Annotated in this window: 21 protein-coding genes and 1 tRNA gene; 18 read left to right on the top strand and 4 right to left on the bottom strand. The window is 63.0% G+C overall.

Features of this window, described 5'->3' with window-relative positions:
* Positions 1-81 precede the first annotated feature (81 nt).
* The 13 genes from gbpA (at position 82) to gspM (ending at position 11,800) form a co-directional block, all read left to right on the top strand.
* The gene (gbpA, locus tag LXM55_RS24915) at positions 82-1,608 is read left to right on the top strand and encodes an N-acetylglucosamine-binding protein GbpA (RefSeq protein ID WP_233322818.1); all 1,527 of its coding nucleotides are present in this window, start codon (positions 82-84) and stop codon (positions 1,606-1,608) included.
* Positions 1,609-1,677: 69 nt separating this feature from the next.
* Positions 1,678-2,184: a cytochrome b gene (locus LXM55_RS24910; RefSeq protein WP_233322817.1), complete on the top strand. Its 507-nt coding sequence runs from the start codon at positions 1,678-1,680 to the stop codon at positions 2,182-2,184.
* Entirely contained in the window at positions 2,181-2,714 is a 534-nt protein-coding gene (locus LXM55_RS24905) for a type II secretion system protein N (protein ID WP_233322816.1), read from the top strand. The genes LXM55_RS24910 and LXM55_RS24905 overlap by 4 nt, the downstream gene beginning before the upstream one ends.
* A 14-nt stretch (positions 2,715-2,728) precedes the next feature.
* Positions 2,729-4,648 (top strand): type II secretion system secretin GspD, encoded by a 1,920-nt coding sequence (gene gspD, locus LXM55_RS24900; RefSeq protein WP_233322815.1) that lies wholly within the window; start codon positions 2,729-2,731, stop codon positions 4,646-4,648.
* Positions 4,645-6,138, top strand: coding sequence for a type II secretion system ATPase GspE (gspE, locus tag LXM55_RS24895; protein ID WP_233322814.1), 1,494 nt, complete (start codon positions 4,645-4,647; stop codon positions 6,136-6,138). Before gspD ends, gspE begins: the two co-directional genes overlap by 4 nt.
* 2 nt (positions 6,139-6,140) lie before the next feature.
* Positions 6,141-7,355: a type II secretion system inner membrane protein GspF gene (gene gspF / locus LXM55_RS24890; protein WP_233322813.1), complete on the top strand. Its 1,215-nt coding sequence runs from the start codon at positions 6,141-6,143 to the stop codon at positions 7,353-7,355.
* A 16-nt stretch (positions 7,356-7,371) separates the two neighbouring features.
* Entirely contained in the window at positions 7,372-7,806 is a 435-nt protein-coding gene (gene gspG / locus LXM55_RS24885; protein ID WP_325169915.1) for a type II secretion system major pseudopilin GspG, read from the top strand.
* 3 nt (positions 7,807-7,809) lie between these two features.
* On the top strand, positions 7,810-8,304 hold the full coding sequence (gene gspH, locus LXM55_RS24880) for a type II secretion system minor pseudopilin GspH (protein WP_233322812.1): 495 nt from the start codon (positions 7,810-7,812) through the stop codon (positions 8,302-8,304).
* Positions 8,288-8,674, top strand: coding sequence for a type II secretion system minor pseudopilin GspI (gspI, locus tag LXM55_RS24875; RefSeq protein WP_233322811.1), 387 nt, complete (start codon positions 8,288-8,290; stop codon positions 8,672-8,674). Before gspH ends, gspI begins: the two co-directional genes overlap by 17 nt.
* Positions 8,671-9,270 (top strand): type II secretion system minor pseudopilin GspJ, encoded by a 600-nt coding sequence (gene gspJ, locus LXM55_RS24870; RefSeq protein WP_233322810.1) that lies wholly within the window; start codon positions 8,671-8,673, stop codon positions 9,268-9,270. The genes gspI and gspJ overlap by 4 nt, the downstream gene beginning before the upstream one ends.
* On the top strand, positions 9,263-10,150 hold the full coding sequence (gene gspK, locus LXM55_RS24865) for a type II secretion system minor pseudopilin GspK (protein ID WP_233322809.1): 888 nt from the start codon (positions 9,263-9,265) through the stop codon (positions 10,148-10,150). The genes gspJ and gspK overlap by 8 nt, the downstream gene beginning before the upstream one ends.
* 6 nt (positions 10,151-10,156) lie before the next feature.
* Positions 10,157-11,296 carry a type II secretion system protein GspL gene (gene gspL, locus LXM55_RS24860; protein ID WP_233322808.1) on the top strand — a complete coding sequence of 380 codons (1,140 nt, stop codon included), beginning with the start codon at positions 10,157-10,159 and terminating at the stop codon, positions 11,294-11,296.
* A 3-nt stretch (positions 11,297-11,299) separates the two neighbouring features.
* Positions 11,300-11,800 (top strand): type II secretion system protein GspM, encoded by a 501-nt coding sequence (gene gspM / locus LXM55_RS24855; protein WP_233322807.1) that lies wholly within the window; start codon positions 11,300-11,302, stop codon positions 11,798-11,800.
* A gap of 75 nt (positions 11,801-11,875) precedes the next feature.
* Here the strand turns inward: gspM and LXM55_RS24850 are convergent, their stop codons facing one another.
* Positions 11,876-12,547: a Bax inhibitor-1/YccA family protein gene (locus tag LXM55_RS24850; protein ID WP_011062013.1), complete on the bottom strand. Its 672-nt coding sequence runs from the start codon at positions 12,545-12,547 to the stop codon at positions 11,876-11,878.
* A gap of 123 nt (positions 12,548-12,670) precedes the next feature.
* Here LXM55_RS24850 and LXM55_RS24845 point away from each other — a divergent pair.
* The 5 genes from LXM55_RS24845 (at position 12,671) to LXM55_RS24825 (ending at position 15,170) form a co-directional block, all read left to right on the top strand.
* Positions 12,671-12,758: transfer RNA gene (locus LXM55_RS24845), tRNA-Ser, on the top strand.
* 227 nt (positions 12,759-12,985) lie between these two features.
* Positions 12,986-13,171: a hypothetical protein gene (locus tag LXM55_RS24840; protein WP_233322806.1), complete on the top strand. Its 186-nt coding sequence runs from the start codon at positions 12,986-12,988 to the stop codon at positions 13,169-13,171.
* Between the two features lie 9 nt (positions 13,172-13,180).
* On the top strand, positions 13,181-13,954 hold the full coding sequence (locus tag LXM55_RS24835; RefSeq protein WP_233322805.1) for an alpha/beta fold hydrolase: 774 nt from the start codon (positions 13,181-13,183) through the stop codon (positions 13,952-13,954).
* A gap of 354 nt (positions 13,955-14,308) precedes the next feature.
* Entirely contained in the window at positions 14,309-14,635 is a 327-nt protein-coding gene (locus LXM55_RS24830; RefSeq protein ID WP_233322804.1) for a DUF2388 domain-containing protein, read from the top strand.
* A 265-nt stretch (positions 14,636-14,900) separates the two neighbouring features.
* Complete coding sequence (locus tag LXM55_RS24825) at positions 14,901-15,170, top strand: hypothetical protein (protein WP_016963335.1); 270 nt, start codon at positions 14,901-14,903, stop codon at positions 15,168-15,170.
* A gap of 292 nt (positions 15,171-15,462) precedes the next feature.
* Here LXM55_RS24825 and LXM55_RS24820 read toward each other — a convergent pair whose 3' ends face one another.
* The 3 genes from LXM55_RS24820 to LXM55_RS24810 all read right to left on the bottom strand — a co-directional run bounded on the left by LXM55_RS24820 (position 15,463) and on the right by LXM55_RS24810 (position 16,387).
* On the bottom strand, positions 15,463-15,798 hold the full coding sequence (locus tag LXM55_RS24820; RefSeq protein WP_233322803.1) for a hypothetical protein: 336 nt from the start codon (positions 15,796-15,798) through the stop codon (positions 15,463-15,465).
* 127 nt (positions 15,799-15,925) lie between these two features.
* On the bottom strand, positions 15,926-16,174 hold the full coding sequence (locus LXM55_RS24815) for a hypothetical protein (RefSeq protein WP_233322802.1): 249 nt from the start codon (positions 16,172-16,174) through the stop codon (positions 15,926-15,928).
* 126 nt (positions 16,175-16,300) lie between these two features.
* Positions 16,301-16,387, bottom strand: a complete 87-nt coding sequence (locus LXM55_RS24810) for a YceK/YidQ family lipoprotein (RefSeq protein ID WP_233322999.1) — start codon at positions 16,385-16,387, stop codon at positions 16,301-16,303.
* Positions 16,388-16,424: the final 37 nt, after the last annotated feature.

Raw genomic sequence — 16,424 nt, 5'->3', positions numbered from 1 at the left:
GCGCGACCGCTGCAGCAGGTCGTTTCCCTTGCATGCCCCGAGCCCTTTTGTATCCATTTCCAATCGTTTAAGGCTTTCTCAATGATCAACTCCAACCGAGCACGTTCGCTCCTCAAACTGCCTCTGGTCCTGGCCATGGGCGCAGCAGGTCTCGCCGCGCAACAGGCCTCCGCTCACGGTTATATCGAGAGTCCCAAGTCTCGCGCCTTCATGTGCCATTCCGATGGCGGCAGACTGAACGTCAACTGCGGTCCGGTGATGTACGAGCCACAAAGCACCGAGTACATCGGCGTGCCTGGCCGTAACGATCTCGAGCACTTTCCAAGCAACGCCCAGGCCTGCACCGGCGACTTCAAGGTCTGCGGCCCGGCCAACGGCACCATCGCCGCCGGCGGCCTAGTGCGCTTCTCCCCGATCAACGAGCAGAGTGCTACTCGCTGGGCCAAGACCACCATCAAGCCGGGCCCGCAGAACTTCACCTGGCACTACAAAGCAGGTCACGCCACCCGCTACTGGCAGTTCTACATCACCAAGAAAGACTGGAACCCGAACCAACCGCTGACCCGCGACTCGTTCGAAATGACCCCACTGCTGGATCAGCCATGGCCGGCTGGCACCGTCCCGGCTCCGGCCGGCGGCAAAACCCAGCACACCGTGAACATCCCGTCTGACCGCTCCGGTTACCACGTGCTGCTGGCCACCTGGAAAGTCAACGACACCGACGCCACCTTCTACAGCGTGGTCGACCTGAACATCGACAATGGCGCGGTCATCCCGTCGAACTGGGACACCGTTGGCGCGGTACAGCCCGAAGCCCTGAGCATCGGCGACAAGGTCAAGACTCGCGTCTTCAACGCACAGAGCGAGATCAACGCCAAGCAAGTGGTGCTGAACATCGATAGCGCCGAACTGGCCAAGGCCGACGTCTGGCCGCACGAGCTGGCGAAGAAGGTCAATACCGCCAAGCAGGGCTACCAGATGGGCCTGCTCAACGACAAGGACGAAGTGGTGCCGAACTTCGGCAGGAACGAAATCCTGGTCAAGAAAGGCAGCGACATCGTCAACGTGATGATCGACAAGGAACAGGCCGCCAAGCCGGGCGAACTGGCCATCACCGGCATGCAGTCCGAATACACCCTCAAGGACGGCAAGACCGAACTGCACTTCAACGCCATCGCCAAGGGCGGCGACTACACCGTGAAGGCCACCGTGTACAACGCCCAGCATGAAACCGTTGCGCACCAGCAGGCCCCGGCCGGCAACACCCCGCACTTCTCCATTCCGCTCGTTGGCCAGAGCGCAGGCGACTATGACCTGGTCGTCGTGGCCTCCTCGAAGAAAGGCGAACTGCTGCAAGAGACCGCCAGCTTCAAGCTCAAGCAGGAAGAGAGCGGTGGCGGCGAGACCCCGGGCAAGTATGACCACGTGTTCCCGCAGGGCCTGAGCACCTACAAGGCCGGCACCGTGGTCCTGCAACCCAAGGACGGCAAGACCTACAAGTGCAACCCGTTCCCGTACAGCGGCTACTGCATCCAGTGGAACAGCGGCTCCACCGCGTTCGAGCCGGGCGTAGGCAGCAGCTGGACCTCGGCCTGGACCCGTCAGTAAGTCACACCTTCGTCAACCCGAGCGTGGCGCTTCGGCGCCACGCTTCCTTTGCCAGTCATGCCTTTTCCTATGCCTAGTTGCACTTACTCAAAACCCCACGTACTGCTGCACTGGACCTTCGCCGCGATCATTATCTGGGCGACGGTGACCGGTTTCGGCAATGCACTGCTCGATCTACCCACGGCCCTCGCCGACGGCATCAGCTTCATCAACGTATCGTTGACCTTCATGCTGATTCCGCTGCTAGGCCTACGCATTCTCTGCGCGCTGGACCATCAGGAGCCGGCGCACCCCAACCGGGCGCTGCGCTTGCTGGCCAAGGTCGGCCACCTGGCGCTCTACGTCGTGACCGGCCTGGTCCTGGTCACTGGCGTGCTGATGATGGAGCGGCCGATCAACCTGTTTGGCCTGCTGTCGCTGTACCAGCCATTGCAGGAACCGCTGCTCACTGAGTTTTTCAACCGCGTGCACAAATACGCCTGCGTAGCCCTGGCCATGCTGGTGGTCGGGCATGTGGCCGCGGTGGCGGTGCATCACTGGCGGGGTGAAAAACTCCTGCAGCGCATGTCCCTGTGAACACCCTGCGCCTTTGCCCACGCGTCGCCCTGCGGGCCGGCGCGTTGCTGTTGCTGCTGAGCTGGCTGGGCTGGCTTGGCCGTGACAGCGGGTTGTGGCTGCAGGGCCTGGAGTCCAGCGGCAACCCCGCGCCCGCGGCAGCCCCGGCGCCGGCCCATCAGCCGCCCGACACCGACGCCATCGCCCGGTTGTTCGGGCTGCAACCCCAGGAGGCCAGCGCTCACCAGCCACGGGTGCCCCTGACCTTGTTGGCCAGCCTGGTGGAGCGCCACCCGGAACTGTCCAGGGCGCTGATCGAGTCCCCTGAAGGCAGCCGCTTCTATCGCATTGGCGAGCCCCTGCCCGGGGGCGGCAGCCTGCGTGAAATTGGCACCACCCAGGTGCGCCTGCAGCGTTATGGCGAGGACCAGGCGCTGACGCTGGCCAGCCCTGCGACCCCCTTGCTGATCCCTCTGCCCGCGCGCCGCGACTCGTCTTCGAGCACCGCTGCGCGGGGCGAGCACGACAGCCCCGTCCAACCTTCCTTGTGACCCCCCAAGACACCATGAAACGAGCATTTATCGCAGGTTCCCTGCTGACCCTCGGCACGCTGATCGGTCCCCTTCACGCCACTGAAAAACTGCCCCTCGGGCAGCAGTGGACCTTGAACATGAAAGACGCGGAATTGCGCGACCTGGTCAACGAAGTGGGCCAGATCACCGGCAAGACGATGATTCTCGACCCGCGCCTGAACGGCAAGGTGACGGTGCAGTCCACCACCGCCATGAACCAGGAAGGCATCTACTCGCTGTTTCTCACCGCCCTGCGCAGCCAGGGCTACGTGGCCATGGACCAGGGCGACCGGGTGCTGATCCTGCCGGTGGCCGAGGCCAAGACCAAGGCCCATGTACAGGCCAGCGGCGCCAGTGAAGAGTTCGTCACCCAGGTCATCGAACTGCACAACGCCAACGCCAGCGAAGTGGCCGCCGCGGTGCGCCCGCTGGTGGCCGTGGACGCCTACATGGCGCCGTCCACCACTTCCAACGCACTGATCGTCTCCGACAGCGCCAACAACGTGCAGCGCATCCGCCAGGTGGTCGGTGAACTGGATAACGCCGGCGGCCGCCAGTTCAACATCCTCCAGCTCAAGCACGCCTGGGCCGGTGACGTGGCCAAGACCCTGACCGACAGCCTGACCGACAGCAACGGCGCGCAAACCAGCGCCAAGGCGATTGGCGACTCGCGCAGCAACCGCCTGATCCTGGTGGGCCCGGCGCCGATCCGCCAACAGATGCAACGCCTGGCCCAGAGCCTGGATGTACCGACCAATGTCGGCGACACCGCGCGGGTCCGGCGGCTTAACCACAGCGACGCGAAAAAACTCGAAGAGCTGCTCAGCGGCATTGGCAAACGCATGGAAACCGGCAACCGCGGCGGCGACAGCCAGAAGCAGGAGAGCCCGGTGCTGGTCAGCGCCGACGCCAGCCAGAATGCCCTGGTGCTGATGGCTTCGCCGGCCCAGCTGGCAACCTTCGAAAGCATCATCGACGAACTCGACCAGCCCCGCGCCCAGGTGCTGGTGGAAGCGGCGATCGTCGAGGTCAGCGGCGACATCAACCAGGCCCTTGGCGTGCAATGGGCCGGCAGCCGCGGCAAGGTGTCGGCCGCCAGCAACTTCAACAGCGCCGGCCTGTCCATCGGCACCCTGCTCAACAACCTGCAGGACGAAAAGCGCCCGACCCTGCCCGACGGCGCGATCATCGGCATCGGCGGCAGCAACTTCGGCGCGCTGATCACCGCGCTGTCCAGCGACTCCAACAACAACCTGCTGTCCACCCCCAGCCTGCTGACCCTGGACAACGAGGCGGCGGAAATCCTCGTTGGCCAGAACGTGCCGTTCCAGACCGGCTCCTACACCACCGACACCGCCGGCGCCAGCAACCCCTTCACCACGGTGGAGCGCAAGGATGTGGGGATCACCCTCAAGGTCACCCCGCACATCAACGAGGGCAACTTCCTGCGCCTGAATGTCGAACAGGAAAGCTCCGAGCTGGCCGCCGCGCCGCCGGGCATCAACACCAGCGACGTGATCACCAACAAGCGCTCGGTGAAGAGCACCATCCTGGCCAACGACGGGCAGATCATCGTCCTTGGCGGGCTGATCAAGGACAACGTCAAGGTCCAGGTCAGCAAGGTGCCGCTGCTGGGGGACATTCCCTGGCTCGGCCGCCTGTTCAGCAGCAGCAAGGAAGTCAACGAGAAGACCAACCTGATGGTGTTCCTGCGCCCGACACTGCTGCGCAACACCGCCAGCACCGAGCAGATGAGCCGGCAGAAGTACAACAGCATGCGCTCCCTGCGCCCCCTGGAAGGCAACACCCGCGGGCAACTGCCTGAAGACGCGCACCGCCTGTTCGAGGCCAACCGCGATGGCGAGCAGGGCCTGATCGACATGCGCTCCCCCGGCGCCCGGCCGCAGCCATGATCGCCCACCCGCAAGACGCGCGCCTGGCCTTTGCCTACGCGCGCCGCCACGGCGTGGTGCTGGACAATCAGGCAGGCGGCGCGGTGCTCTACTGCCGCGCCACTACACCGCTGTCGGTGGTGGCCGAGGTTCGGCGCTTCAATGGCGCCTTGCTGCGCAGCGAGGTGCTCGACGACGAGGCCTTCGCCCAGCGCATGGCCGCCCACTACCGTGACGGCCAGAACGGCGCCAAGCAGGTGGCCGACGGCCTGGGCGAACAGTTCGATGAAGAGTTCGACCTCAACAGCCTGGCCGAGCAACTGCCCAAGACCACCGACCTGCTGGAACAGGAAGACGACGCGCCGATCATTCGCCTGATCAACGCGATCCTCAGCGAGGCGGTCAAGAGCAAGGCCTCCGACGTGCACCTGGAAGCCTTCGAGGAACACCTGTCGGTGCGCCTGCGGGTCGACGGCCTGCTGCGCGAAGTGCTGCGCCCACGCCGCGAACTGGCGACCCTGCTGGTGTCGCGGATCAAGGTCATGGCCAAGCTGGACATCGCCGAGAAGCGCATTCCCCAGGACGGCCGGATCGCCTTGCGCATCGCCGGCCACGAGGTCGACGTGCGCGTCTCGACCCTGCCCTCCAGTCACGGCGAGCGGGTGGTGATGCGCCTCCTGGACAAGCAGGCCGGGCGCCTCAACCTCAGCCACCTGGGGATGAACGACAGCGTGCGCCAGCGCCTGGAAATCGCCCTGCACAAACCCCACGGCATTCTCCTGGTCACCGGCCCCACCGGTTCCGGCAAGACCACCACGCTGTACGCCGGGCTGGCCAGCCTCAACAGCCTGGAGCGCAATATCCTGACCATCGAGGACCCGGTGGAGTACCACCTCACCGGGATCGGCCAGACCCAGGTCAACGCCAAGGTCGACATGACCTTTGCCCGAGGCTTGCGGGCCATCCTGCGCCAGGACCCGGACGTGGTGATGGTCGGCGAGATCCGCGACCGCGAAACCGCGGAAATTGCCGTGCAGGCCTCCCTCACCGGGCACCTGGTGCTCTCGACCCTGCACACCAACAGCGCCATCGGCGCCGTGACCCGGCTGGTGGACATGGGCATCGAACCCTTCCTGCTCTGCACCTCGCTGCTGGGGGTGTTGTCGCAGCGCCTGGTGCGCCTGCTGTGCCCGGAATGCAAGGAGCCGCACAGCGCCGACGCCGCCGCCTGCGAACGCCTGGGGCTGGCCGCGGACGCCGCGCCGCCGCTGCATCGCCCCCAAGGCTGCAGCGCCTGCCAGCAGTCGGGGTATCGCGGGCGTCGGGGCATCTATGAACTGGTGCTGTTCGACGACACCTTGCGCCAGCTGATCCACGCCGGCGCCGGCGAGCACCAGCTACAGGAACAGGCGCGCAAGCACAGCGCCAGCCTGTTCGACGACGGCCGGAACATGGTGCTGCAAGGGCAGACCAGCCTGGAAGAACTGCTGCGCGTAACCCAAAGGGACTGACCATGGCCGCTTACGAATACCTGGCCATGTGCGCCGCCGGCAGAAAATCCACCGGGGTGGTGGAAGCCGACAGCCCGCGCCATGCCCGGCAGTTGCTGCGCGAACGCCAGCTGGTGATCCTCAAGCTCAGCGCCACGCAGAACAAGCGCGTGCGCGGCAAGGGCCTGCTGCAGGGTGCCGGCGGCTTGAACAGCGCCGAACTGGCCTTGCTCACCCGCCAGCTGTCGACCCTGGTCCAGGCCTCGCTGCCCCTGGAGGAAGTGCTGGCCGCGGTCGCCGCGCAGTGCGAGAAACAACGGATCAAGAGCATGCTCCTGGCCATTCGCTCGCGGGTCCTGGAGGGCTACAGCCTGGCCGTGGCCCTGGCCGCCTACCCGCGGGCCTTTCCCGACCTGTACCGGGCCACGGTGGCCGCCGGCGAACGCTCCGGGCACCTGGGCCAGGTGCTGCTGAACCTGGCCGACTACACCGAAGCCCAGCAGGCGGCCCGTCAGCAGATCCAGCTGGCCATGCTCTACCCGAGCATCCTGATGCTGGCGGCGGTGAGCATCGTCGGCTTCCTCCTGGGCTTCGTGGTGCCCGACGTGGTCAAGGTGTTCATCGACAGTGGCCAGGAACTGCCGCTGCTGACCCAGGGCCTGATCGCCAGCAGCGCCTTCCTGCAGAGCCATGGCCTGCTCCTGCTGCTGGTGGTGGCGGCCCTGGTGCTCGGCGCGCGCGGCGCCATCCGCAACCCCGCGGCGCGCGAGCGCTGGCATGCCCTGGTGCTGCAACTGCCCCTGCTCGGACGCTTGATCCGGGCCAGCAACTGCACGCGCTTTGTCAGCACCCTGGCGATTCTCGGGCGCAGCGGCGTGCCGTTGCTGGACGCGCTGTCCATCGCCAGCGAGGTGGTGGCCAATCAGAAAATTCGTACGGGTCTGAAAGACATCGTCCGAGGGGTGCGCGAAGGTATCAGCCTGACCCGGGCCCTGGAACTCAACGGCAGTTTCCCGCCGATGATGCTCTACATGATTGCCAGCGGTGAACGCTCCGGCGAGCTGGACAGCATGCTCGAACGCGCCGCCAAGCAGCAGGAACAACAACTGGCCAACCGCATCGCCCTGCTGGTGGGCCTGTTCGAGCCGGCCATGCTGGTGTTCATGGGGGCCTCGGTGCTGATCATCGTGCTGGCGATCCTGATGCCGATCCTCAGCCTGAACCAACTGATTACCTGAATCCGGAACCCCCTACGTGCAGAACCAGAACAAACAACGCGGTTTTACCCTGATTGAAATCATGGTGGTGGTGGTCATTCTCGGGGTCCTCGCGGCCCTGGTGGTGCCACAGATCATGAGCCGTCCCGATCAGGCCAAGGCCGCCGCCGCGCAGAGCGACATCAAGGCCATCGCCATGGCCCTGGACATCTACAAACTCGACAACCATCAATACCCCAGCACCCAGCAAGGGCTCGAAGCCCTGGCCAGCAAGCCCAGCGGCAACCCGCCGGCACGCAACTGGAACCCCGACGGCTACCTCAAGCGTCTGCCCATCGACCCCTGGGGCAATGCCTATCAGTACCGCATGCCGGGCACCCGGGGCACCGGCTATGACCTGTTCTCCTTCGGCGCCGACGGCAAGCTCGGCGGTGAAGGCCTGAACGCCGAGATCGGCAACTGGGACCGCTGATCGGTGCAACGCTCCCACAGCAAGGGCTTCACCCTGGTCGAAGTGTTGGTCGTGGTGCTGATCATCGCCCTGTGCGCGGGGATGATCGGCCTGGTCAACCCCGACTCCGCCAGCCGTCAGGCGCGCCGTGAAGGCGATCGCCTGCTGGCGCTGCTGCAACTGCTGCGCCAGCAGGCGGTGTTGAGCAACCGCGACTACGGCCTGCGCATCGACCCCGAGGCCTACCGCGTCATGCGCCTGGACGAACAGGGGCAATGGCTGGCCGACCACGACTGGCGCGGCCAGACCCTGCCCGGCAACTTGCGCCTGCGCCTTGAAGCGACCGAAGCCGGCCCGAGCCTGGGCCAGGCCGAGCGTCGCAGCGCCATGCCCCAACTGCTGGTGTTGTCCAGCGATGAAACCAGTGCCTTCACCCTGTGGATTGAGCACCGCAACGCCCCGCTGCTGGTCCTGTCCAGCGACGGCATACAGGAGCCTCGGCTTGAAACCGCAAATTGAACGGGGCTTTACCCTGCTGGAAGTGATGGTGGCGCTGGCGATTTTCGCCACCGTGTCGATTGCGCTGTTCAGCGCGATCCAGCATGTGGCCATCAACAGCGGCAATCTGGCCGAGCGCACCCAGGCCAGCTGGATCGCCGACAACTACCTCAATGAACTGCGCAGCGGCATGCAGCCAGCCAGCAGCGGGCGCCAGCAGCGGCAGGTCGAGTTTGGCGGGCGCAGCTGGTGGCTGTTCAGCGAGATCGAAGCGGCCGCGGACCCGCGGCTACTCAAGGTCAACCTGCGGGTCTCGGCCGAGCAGGACCCGCAACGGGCCCGGCAATACAGCCGCGCGCAGCTGCTGGGCTACATCGAGGCCACCCCATGAACCAGCGCGGCTTCACCTTGCTGGAAGTGGTGGTGGCGATCGCCATCTTCAGCCTGCTGGGGTTGGCGACCTACCAGTTGCTCGACCGCGTCATGCGCAGTGACCAGCGGATCCAGACCCAGGAGCAACAATTGCGCCACCTGCAAAGGGCCCTGGGCCTGCTGGAACGGGACCTGATCCAGGCCCAGCGCCATGCACTCAAGGACGACCACAGCCAGAGCCAGGCGCTGGTCAGCCAACCCCAGGGGCTGCGCGTGCTGCGCGGTGGCTGGCGCAACCCGCTGGAGTTTCCGCGCAGCGATCTGCTGCAGGCCAACCATCGCTTGAGCGACGGCGAGTGGCTGCGCGAGACCCAGGGCCTGGAGCCGGGCAGCATCAGCCAGGCGCAGTCCCTGCTCAGCGGGGTCGAGCTGATCCACTTGCGTTTCATCGACGGCCAGGGCCAAGCCCATGACAGCTGGCCCGTCGGCAGCCAGGCCCTGAGCCTGCCGGCCGCCGTGGACATCGCCCTCAACGCGCCCGGCTACCCGAACATTCGCCGGGTCATCCTGTTGCCCGGTGGCACCGAAGTGGCCGAGGACGCGCCCGGTGAATGAGCCTCGTGCACAGCGCGGCGTCGCCCTGCTCAGCGTGCTGCTGATCACTGCCCTGGTGACCCTGGTGGTCAGCAACATGCTCGCCCGCCAGCGGCTCAGCCTCGCCAGCAGCAGCCAGCTGGTGCAGCACCAGCAGCTCTGGCAACTGGCCCTGAGTGGCGAAAGCTGGGCTCGCAGCCAGTTGCGGGAGGATGCCCGCAGCGAGGGCGGCCTGCTGGTGACCCATCTCGGCCAGCACTGGGCCCAGGCGGCCCCGGCGTTTGCCATCGACGGCGGCAAGATCCACATCCGGATCGACGATCTGGGGGCCCGGCTCAACCTCAACAGCGCGCTGGTGCGCGACGATGTCATCTCGCGTGCGCGCTACCAGCGGCTGCTGGCCCTGGCGCAGCTCAAGCCCCACGACCCGGCGGCATTGGTGCGCCCGCGCGATCGCCTGGGCCGGCCACTGCCCCTGAGCGATCTCAGTGAGCTGCGGCCATTGCCGGAAGTCGACCGCGAAACCCAGCAACGCCTGGCGCCGCTGGTGGCCGCCTACGAGCAGGGGCCGCTCAACCTCAACACCGCCAGCGCCCTGGTGCTGGCCAGTATCGAAGGTATCGACCTGCCGACCGCCCAGACCCTGGCCAGCTCGCGTCCGGGCAAGGGCTACCCGACGGTCGCCGCGTTTCTCGCCAATCCCATGCTCCAGGGCCGGGACATCAGCCCACGCGGGCTGAGCGTCAACAGCCGGCAGTTTCGCGCCACCATCGACGTTGAGCTGCACGGCCAGCGATTGCGCCTGGTCAGCGACCTGCGCGTCATCAGCGCCGAGCAGGTTCGCGTGCAGCAGCGCACCTTGCTGCCTGGAGCCCCCCATGCCTATCCGCTTACCGAGTAACCATTGATGAGCCATTGGCTTTACCTTTCGCCTCACGCCACTGGCGACACCCCTTGGCACTGCCAGTGGTGGTCAGCCGATGACACGCCCCGGCAAGGCAGCCTGGAACAGGCGGCCCAACAGCTGCGCGAGCATTCATTCGTCTTGCTGCTCCCCATGGAGATGGCCAGTTTTCATCAGGTCAGCGTGCCGGCTCGCAGCGGTCGCTGGTTGCGCCAGGCCCTGCACAGCGCGCTGGAAGAACAGCTGATCGACGATCTGGAGCATTTGCACCTGGCCCATGGCCCGTTGCGCGAGCGACGTCATTGTTCCGTGCTGGTCATCGGCCGCGAACACCTGCAGCGCTGCCTCACGCGCCTGGCCGAGCATGGGCTGCAACCGTCGCGCGTGCACATCGACGCCGACTGCCTGGGCCAGGACCGGCCTCGCGCCCTGGCCTGGGACGGCCGCTGGCTGCTGGGGGGCGGCGCGCCGCTGCGCCTGACCCTGAATGAACGGGAACTCGGCGACCTGGGCCGCCTGCTACCGCCCGACCTGCTCTGGCAAAGCGCCGAGCCCCCGGCCATCGACGGTCTTGAGCCACAGCCCTGGCAGGCCGAAGAGCAGCCTTGGCAAGTGCTCAGCCAGGGCAGCCAGCAGGCGATCGACCTGTGCCAGGGTGATTTCCAGCGCCGCACCCGACACACCGCGCCCTGGCGCCTGGCGCTGCTGGTGCTGGCGATAGCCGCCGGCGCGCCGCTGCTGCAGAACATCGGGCACCGGCTGTACCTGGAACAGCGCAGCGACCAGTTGCACGCGGCCAGCCAGAGCCTCTGGCAAGAACGCTTTGGCGATGAACCGGCCACCGCCGACCTGGCGCATCAAGTGCGGCTCAAGCAACGTCAACAGGTGCAGGAAACACCCGGCGTGGCCCTGCGCCTGTCGCAATTGGCGGAGCAGTGGAGCGCCAGCGGCGGCGCCCTGTCACTGATCCAGCGCCTGGATTACCAGGCCGAGGAAGGCTGGAGCCTGCAAGTCAGCGCCCCGGCCTTTGCCGACCTGCAACTGCTGCGCGAGGGCCTGATCAACCAGGGCCTGAGCGTCGCCACCGACTCATCCGTGCGCGATGCTCAAGGCGTTTCCGCACGCTTTCAGATCAAGGAGTAAACCGTGCATCTGCCCATCACCACGCTCCTGGCTCGAAACGCCCTGGCGCACCCACTCCGACAACGCTGGCAACGCCTGGCAAAACGCGAACAACGGGCGGTACAGGCCCTGGCGGTCTTCGCCGGCCTGACCAGCCTCTATCTGCTCTGGCAACCGCAACAACAGGCTCTGGCCCTGGCCGAGCAACGTTATACCGAGGAAAGGCAATTGCTTCACGATCTACAACGGCTGCCCGCCAGCACTTATCCACGTCGTGTCCCGAGCATTTCCGGCGACGCCCTGCCCGGCATGCTGGCGCGCTCCAGCAGCCAGGCCGGGCTCAATCTGGAACGCATGGACCAGGAGGACGAAGGGCGAGTCAACCTCAGCCTGGAAGGGCCGCTCAACGGCCTGATCACCTGGATCGACCAACTGGAACAGCAGCACGTCGCCGTCCTGTCGTTCTCCATCGAGGTCAACAAGGACGCCATAGCCACCGCCCGCTTGCAGTTGCACAGCCCTTGAAACCTCGCCACGGCTGAAAGCCAGGCAACAAAAAGCCCGCCGAAGCGGGCTTTTCTATTGGCTCAACAACCGGGATCAGTCATCGCGGCCCATGATGCCGAACAGTTGCAGCAGGCTGACGAACAGGTTGTAGATCGATACATACAGGCTGATGGTGGCCATGATGTAGTTGCGTTCGCCGCCGTGGATGATGGCACTGGTCTGGAACAGGATGCACACCGAGGAGAACAGCACGAAGCCGGCGCTGATCGCCAATTGCAGGCCGCTGATCTGGAAGAACAGGCTGGCCAGCACGGCGCCCATCAACACGAAGAAACCGGCGGTGATGAAACCACCGAGGAAGCTCATGTCCTTGCGGGTGATCAGCACGTAGGCCGACAGACCGCCAAACACCAGAGCCGTCATGGCAAAGGCCGAGCTGACCACTTCAGCGCCGCCCTGCATGCCCAGGTAGCGATTGAGGATCGGGCCCAGCAGGAAACCCATGAAACCGGTCAGGGCGAACGCCGACACCAGGCCCCAGGCCGAGTCACGGAGTTTGTTGGTGAGGAAGAACAGACCGTAGAAGCCGATCAGCACCACGAAAATGTTCGGGTAGCCGACGCGCATCTGCTGCGCGACATAGGCCATGACACCGCTGAACGCGAGGGTCAGGGCCAGCAGGCCGTAAGTGTTGCGCAGGACGCGGCTAACCTCTAGCTGCTCGGCCTGCACGCCGTTGTTAACTGCGTAATCCTGTTCGCGCATGGCGACACTCCTGTTGGGGGAAACATTTAGTGGCAAGGATGATAACAGACGCTCTGTAACTCGCGACGCAGAGAGTTTGACAGTGTGTTTCATTCGGGTATTATGGCGCCCGCAATGCGATCTGGAGGTGTGGCCGAGTGGTTTAAGGCAGCGGTCTTGAAAACCGCCGACTGTAACAGGTCCTAGAGTTCGAATCTCTACGCCTCCGCCAAATCTCAACGAGAAAGCCCTGATTTTTCAGGGCTTTTTTGTGTCTGGTGGATTTTCCAAGCGGCGCTTCTTGGTCCTCGTTACAAAACTTTCCCTTCCCCGGCGTCCTGCCGAACAAAAAACACACCACATTGCTACTCAACACGGCACCACCACGATTGCGCACATAGGGCTCCGCCGACCTCCTCAATGCCGCTGGACGAGTGGAAGCAGTCAGGAATGGACTCAATGAAAACACTGAGCGTGATCTTACTGGCATTAGCCAGCACTCCCTATCCAGCTTCAAAAGAATGGAAACGCGCCCAAACTCACTCCGACGCACACATTCTGACTTTTGATATGTTGCGTAGAGATGCACTCTGGGTGACGCTCCTTCAGCCAGAGATTGAGCACGGAAAGCAATTACATCGCTGAGGTAATGGAATGCAGTTTTTCAATCACATGAGCGGTAAACACCTCGAGATCGATGGCGCGGAAATTTATTACGAGGTACAGGGAAATGAGGGCGGAGAGCCAATCGTATTCTTGCACGGCGGTTTTGGCAGTATCGAGGACTTCAATCCTATCCTGGCCGACATGGGGCAAACCTATAAACTCATCGGTATTGATAGTCGGGGACAAGGCATGTCCTCACTTGGCACTGAGGAGCTCACATACAAGCGACTGGAAATGGATATTGCGGCAGTCCTCCGCTACCTCGACATTGGACCAGTGAATATTATTGGCCACAGCGACGGCGGCATAACCGCCCTGCGTCTTGCAGCGGCCGGGGACATAGATATTCGCAAAGTGGTAACCATTGGCGCGCATTGGGAGCTCAAGACTGAAGACCCCACACGAGCGCTGTACTCCGAGGTAACGCCAGAAGGCTGGCGCGAGGTATTTCCTGACAGCTATGAACGCTATCAATCACTGAATCCCCAACCCAATTTTGAACGACTCACTCGTCAGCTCGTAGGACTTTGGCTCGACTCCAGTGATAGCGGCTACCCTGGAGCAACAGTCAGAAATATTGATTGCGAGCTGCTGGTCGTTAGGGGCGACGACGATATGCTTGTCTCCAGGACAAACGCGGTAGATCTGGTGGAGCAGGTTCCTGGTGCAAAGTTAATGAACCTACCTTTCTGCGGACACTCTCCCCATGAGGAACAGCCTGATATCACTTTATGGGCAATCAATAAATTCTTAACAACTTAACCAAGCAGAGGAAAAACAACTCTCGAACGACAGCGGATCAACATAGAACCGCTCGCGATATTGCAGACAGTGCTCACCGTTCAGCGCCCAGCACAGCCAGACCTTCACCCGCTGCCAGTAAGTGACCATGAAAGGGCCTGGGAGGCGTACAGAGTCGCCTCTGCCACCGACTGGGACATGATCAGCCTGTCGTTGCGCACCAGGAGCACGTATTGGTTTGATGCTTCAGGAGATTAGTAAGGCTAAGAACGTCACAGCAAAAAGCCCGGCCCAGTGCCGGGCTTCTTGTTTCTGCCTTCTTTTTTCCCTGCTAAGGTAGCGTCCCTCTACCAGACAGCAGGGAAGCAGTTAGGAATGGCCCCATGGAAAGCTCTGGCTGTCTCGCTCTTGGTGTCAGTCAGCATTAAAGTCTCGGCGTATGAAATACATGACCCTGTGGAAAGGACTCTAGTAGTTACAACGCTCGCTCCTAGCGTCCTCGTCGTAGCAACCACGGGGCTCACCTCACTTGCTTCGCAGAGCTTCAAGCCCGCCAAGGCTGATGCACTTGCCTTTGTCGGTTCGGGCGGTGAGATCCGTGGAGCTCAATTTGAGCAAGCCGTTCAGTATTACCATCCGGCCCATGGTGAGCCGTACATGACTGATGAACAGCTGGCCCTGGCAATCGCGACTACTTTCTAAAAAGCTCTCGGCATCAATCTTTGGACTTGGCCAGCGCCCTTCCCCTCCCCCCTTCCCTGCCTTGATCCTCCTTGTTCCTGATCTACACTCCCCCGGACCGGCAGTAGGCTCGTATCGGTGTTTTCCCAAGCACCCGGGTTCACAGCAAATAGGAGTAGGGATGCTCGGAAAACCATTCAGGAAATGGATTCCGGAAACCATTCAATAGACGGGGCGAAATCCGAAAAGCCAGACGAGTAGGAATTTAAATATGGAGATTTAATTCATGACTGCTCAAGAACATCTTGTTGGTGGATGGACCGCTTACCACAAACTGACCCCAAAGGATCAGGAAGTCTTCAAAGAGGCCTTGGCCGGGTTCGTAGGTGTTAACTACACGCCCGAACTGGTTTCGACCCAGGTAGTCAATGGCACCAACTATCGCTATCAGACGAAAGCAACGCTACCGGGCTCGTCCAGCAGCTGGCAGGCGATAGTTGAAATCTACGCGCCAATTAACGGTAAGCCGCACATCACTCAGATTCACCGCATCTAAGTAGGCTACAAGCCCTTCGGGTCCGCAGCAGTTGCGAGACCCGAAGACTATCCGTAGCGCCCTCTTCCAAACCTTCTCTTCGCAGTGTTCGCCACTGCGCGAGTGCGCTTCTGCCCCCCATCCAGTCATCGACACTCCGTCAGGCCAAACGCACCACGGAACAGTTCGGCCCCTGTGGCACCGGCTGGGGTTACGAGATGATCGAAGAACGTTCGACATCGGCGGCCCGCTGCTGAACAAGGAAGGAGTGCTGCTGGCCCAACCGACGAAGTCCTGTAGCGAGCTGCGCCTGCTAGGCGGCGCAAAAGTACTTCAGCCAATAGGCTTCCCTGCACTCATTGTTGAAGCTGATGTGGCAAGGGCTGATGACTTTGTCGAGCGGCTGGCGAACGACTTCATAGCAAATCCAGCATTCGGCGCAGACGGCGTCGCTGGGAAAATTATCCTGCTCGATCAGTCGCTTGATCATTGCGCCGTCATCGAAGGCGTAGATTTTTTCCTCGGCGCTGACGGTGTATCCCTGATCGAGCCAGGTTTCCTGATGGGCGCTTTCAAGGTGCGCGCTACGAGGCGACGAACCTCCGAGGATGGCGCTGACGTAGTTAACAAGGTGATCCTGATGAGCCATTGGCGGTGTCCATAGGTGGATTAAGGCAGCTGACAAGCATCCTTTCCGGCGCGGCGACTTTACTAAGCCGTTCAGCAGGCCGACAAGTCAGCCAATCGTCACAGGCGGCATTCGGTGCGCCGACTCATCAGGAACCTTTTCCCGGAACAAGGATCAGTGCTGCACGCTTTCCTATCCACCCTTCAGCAGGCACCGGCATGATCTTGAGAAAAACGGTTCTATACACGGCCTTGGTAATGGCTGGCTTCCTCGCCGGGTACAGCGCGAAACCCAGCAATGGGCTCCAGGTCACCGCGGGGCAACTCATCAGCTGCGGCAAGAACACCATGCCGACCATCGAGATGTGATGGCGCTGTAACCGGGCGCGCTCGTGCATTGCGGCACATTCCAGAAGCTTTCATGCAGCGAAGCCCGAGCAATAAACAGGGCTGATGCAGAGATTGGCTCCTGCCAGATCACACCCCGATGCGGAAGAGAACACACGGCCTCAGCCACTTGGCGACTACATCAAGCACGCAGGAAGCGATAGCGTATCTGCCACCAGCGTAAAGGGTAGGTCGAGAATAATGAGCGGCCCCACCAAAGGCATCATATGTTCGAACTCTGCCTCGGTTCCGTTAAAGCAG

The organism is Pseudomonas sp. Au-Pse12, assembly GCF_021341665.1.
Taxonomy (GTDB): domain Bacteria; phylum Pseudomonadota; class Gammaproteobacteria; order Pseudomonadales; family Pseudomonadaceae; genus Aquipseudomonas.
Note: the sequence above shows the minus strand (reverse complement) of the source record. Positions and strands in the feature narration are given on the sequence as shown.

What these genes read in the sequence shown, in the direction of transcription:
- gspJ (WP_233322810.1), top strand. Translation starts at nt 8,671, where the DNA reads ATGAACCAGCGCGGCTTCACCTTGCTGGAAGTGGTGGTGGCGATCGCC.
- gspF (WP_233322813.1), top strand. Translation starts at nt 6,141, where the DNA reads ATGGCCGCTTACGAATACCTGGCCATGTGCGCCGCCGGCAGAAAATCC.
- LXM55_RS24910 (WP_233322817.1), top strand. Translation starts at nt 1,678, where the DNA reads ATGCCTAGTTGCACTTACTCAAAACCCCACGTACTGCTGCACTGGACC.
- LXM55_RS24830 (WP_233322804.1), top strand. Translation starts at nt 14,309, where the DNA reads ATGGCCCCATGGAAAGCTCTGGCTGTCTCGCTCTTGGTGTCAGTCAGC.
- gspD (WP_233322815.1), top strand. Translation starts at nt 2,729, where the DNA reads ATGAAACGAGCATTTATCGCAGGTTCCCTGCTGACCCTCGGCACGCTG.
- gspE (WP_233322814.1), top strand. Translation starts at nt 4,645, where the DNA reads ATGATCGCCCACCCGCAAGACGCGCGCCTGGCCTTTGCCTACGCGCGC.
- LXM55_RS24810 (WP_233322999.1), bottom strand. Translation starts at nt 16,387, where the DNA reads ATGCCTTTGGTGGGGCCGCTCATTATTCTCGACCTACCCTTTACGCTG.
- LXM55_RS24835 (WP_233322805.1), top strand. Translation starts at nt 13,181, where the DNA reads ATGCAGTTTTTCAATCACATGAGCGGTAAACACCTCGAGATCGATGGC.
- gbpA (WP_233322818.1), top strand. Translation starts at nt 82, where the DNA reads ATGATCAACTCCAACCGAGCACGTTCGCTCCTCAAACTGCCTCTGGTC.
- LXM55_RS24850 (WP_011062013.1), bottom strand. Translation starts at nt 12,547, where the DNA reads ATGCGCGAACAGGATTACGCAGTTAACAACGGCGTGCAGGCCGAGCAG.
- gspL (WP_233322808.1), top strand. Translation starts at nt 10,157, where the DNA reads ATGAGCCATTGGCTTTACCTTTCGCCTCACGCCACTGGCGACACCCCT.
- LXM55_RS24825 (WP_016963335.1), top strand. Translation starts at nt 14,901, where the DNA reads ATGACTGCTCAAGAACATCTTGTTGGTGGATGGACCGCTTACCACAAA.
- LXM55_RS24820 (WP_233322803.1), bottom strand. Translation starts at nt 15,798, where the DNA reads ATGGCTCATCAGGATCACCTTGTTAACTACGTCAGCGCCATCCTCGGA.
- LXM55_RS24815 (WP_233322802.1), bottom strand. Translation starts at nt 16,174, where the DNA reads ATGCACGAGCGCGCCCGGTTACAGCGCCATCACATCTCGATGGTCGGC.
- LXM55_RS24840 (WP_233322806.1), top strand. Translation starts at nt 12,986, where the DNA reads ATGAAAACACTGAGCGTGATCTTACTGGCATTAGCCAGCACTCCCTAT.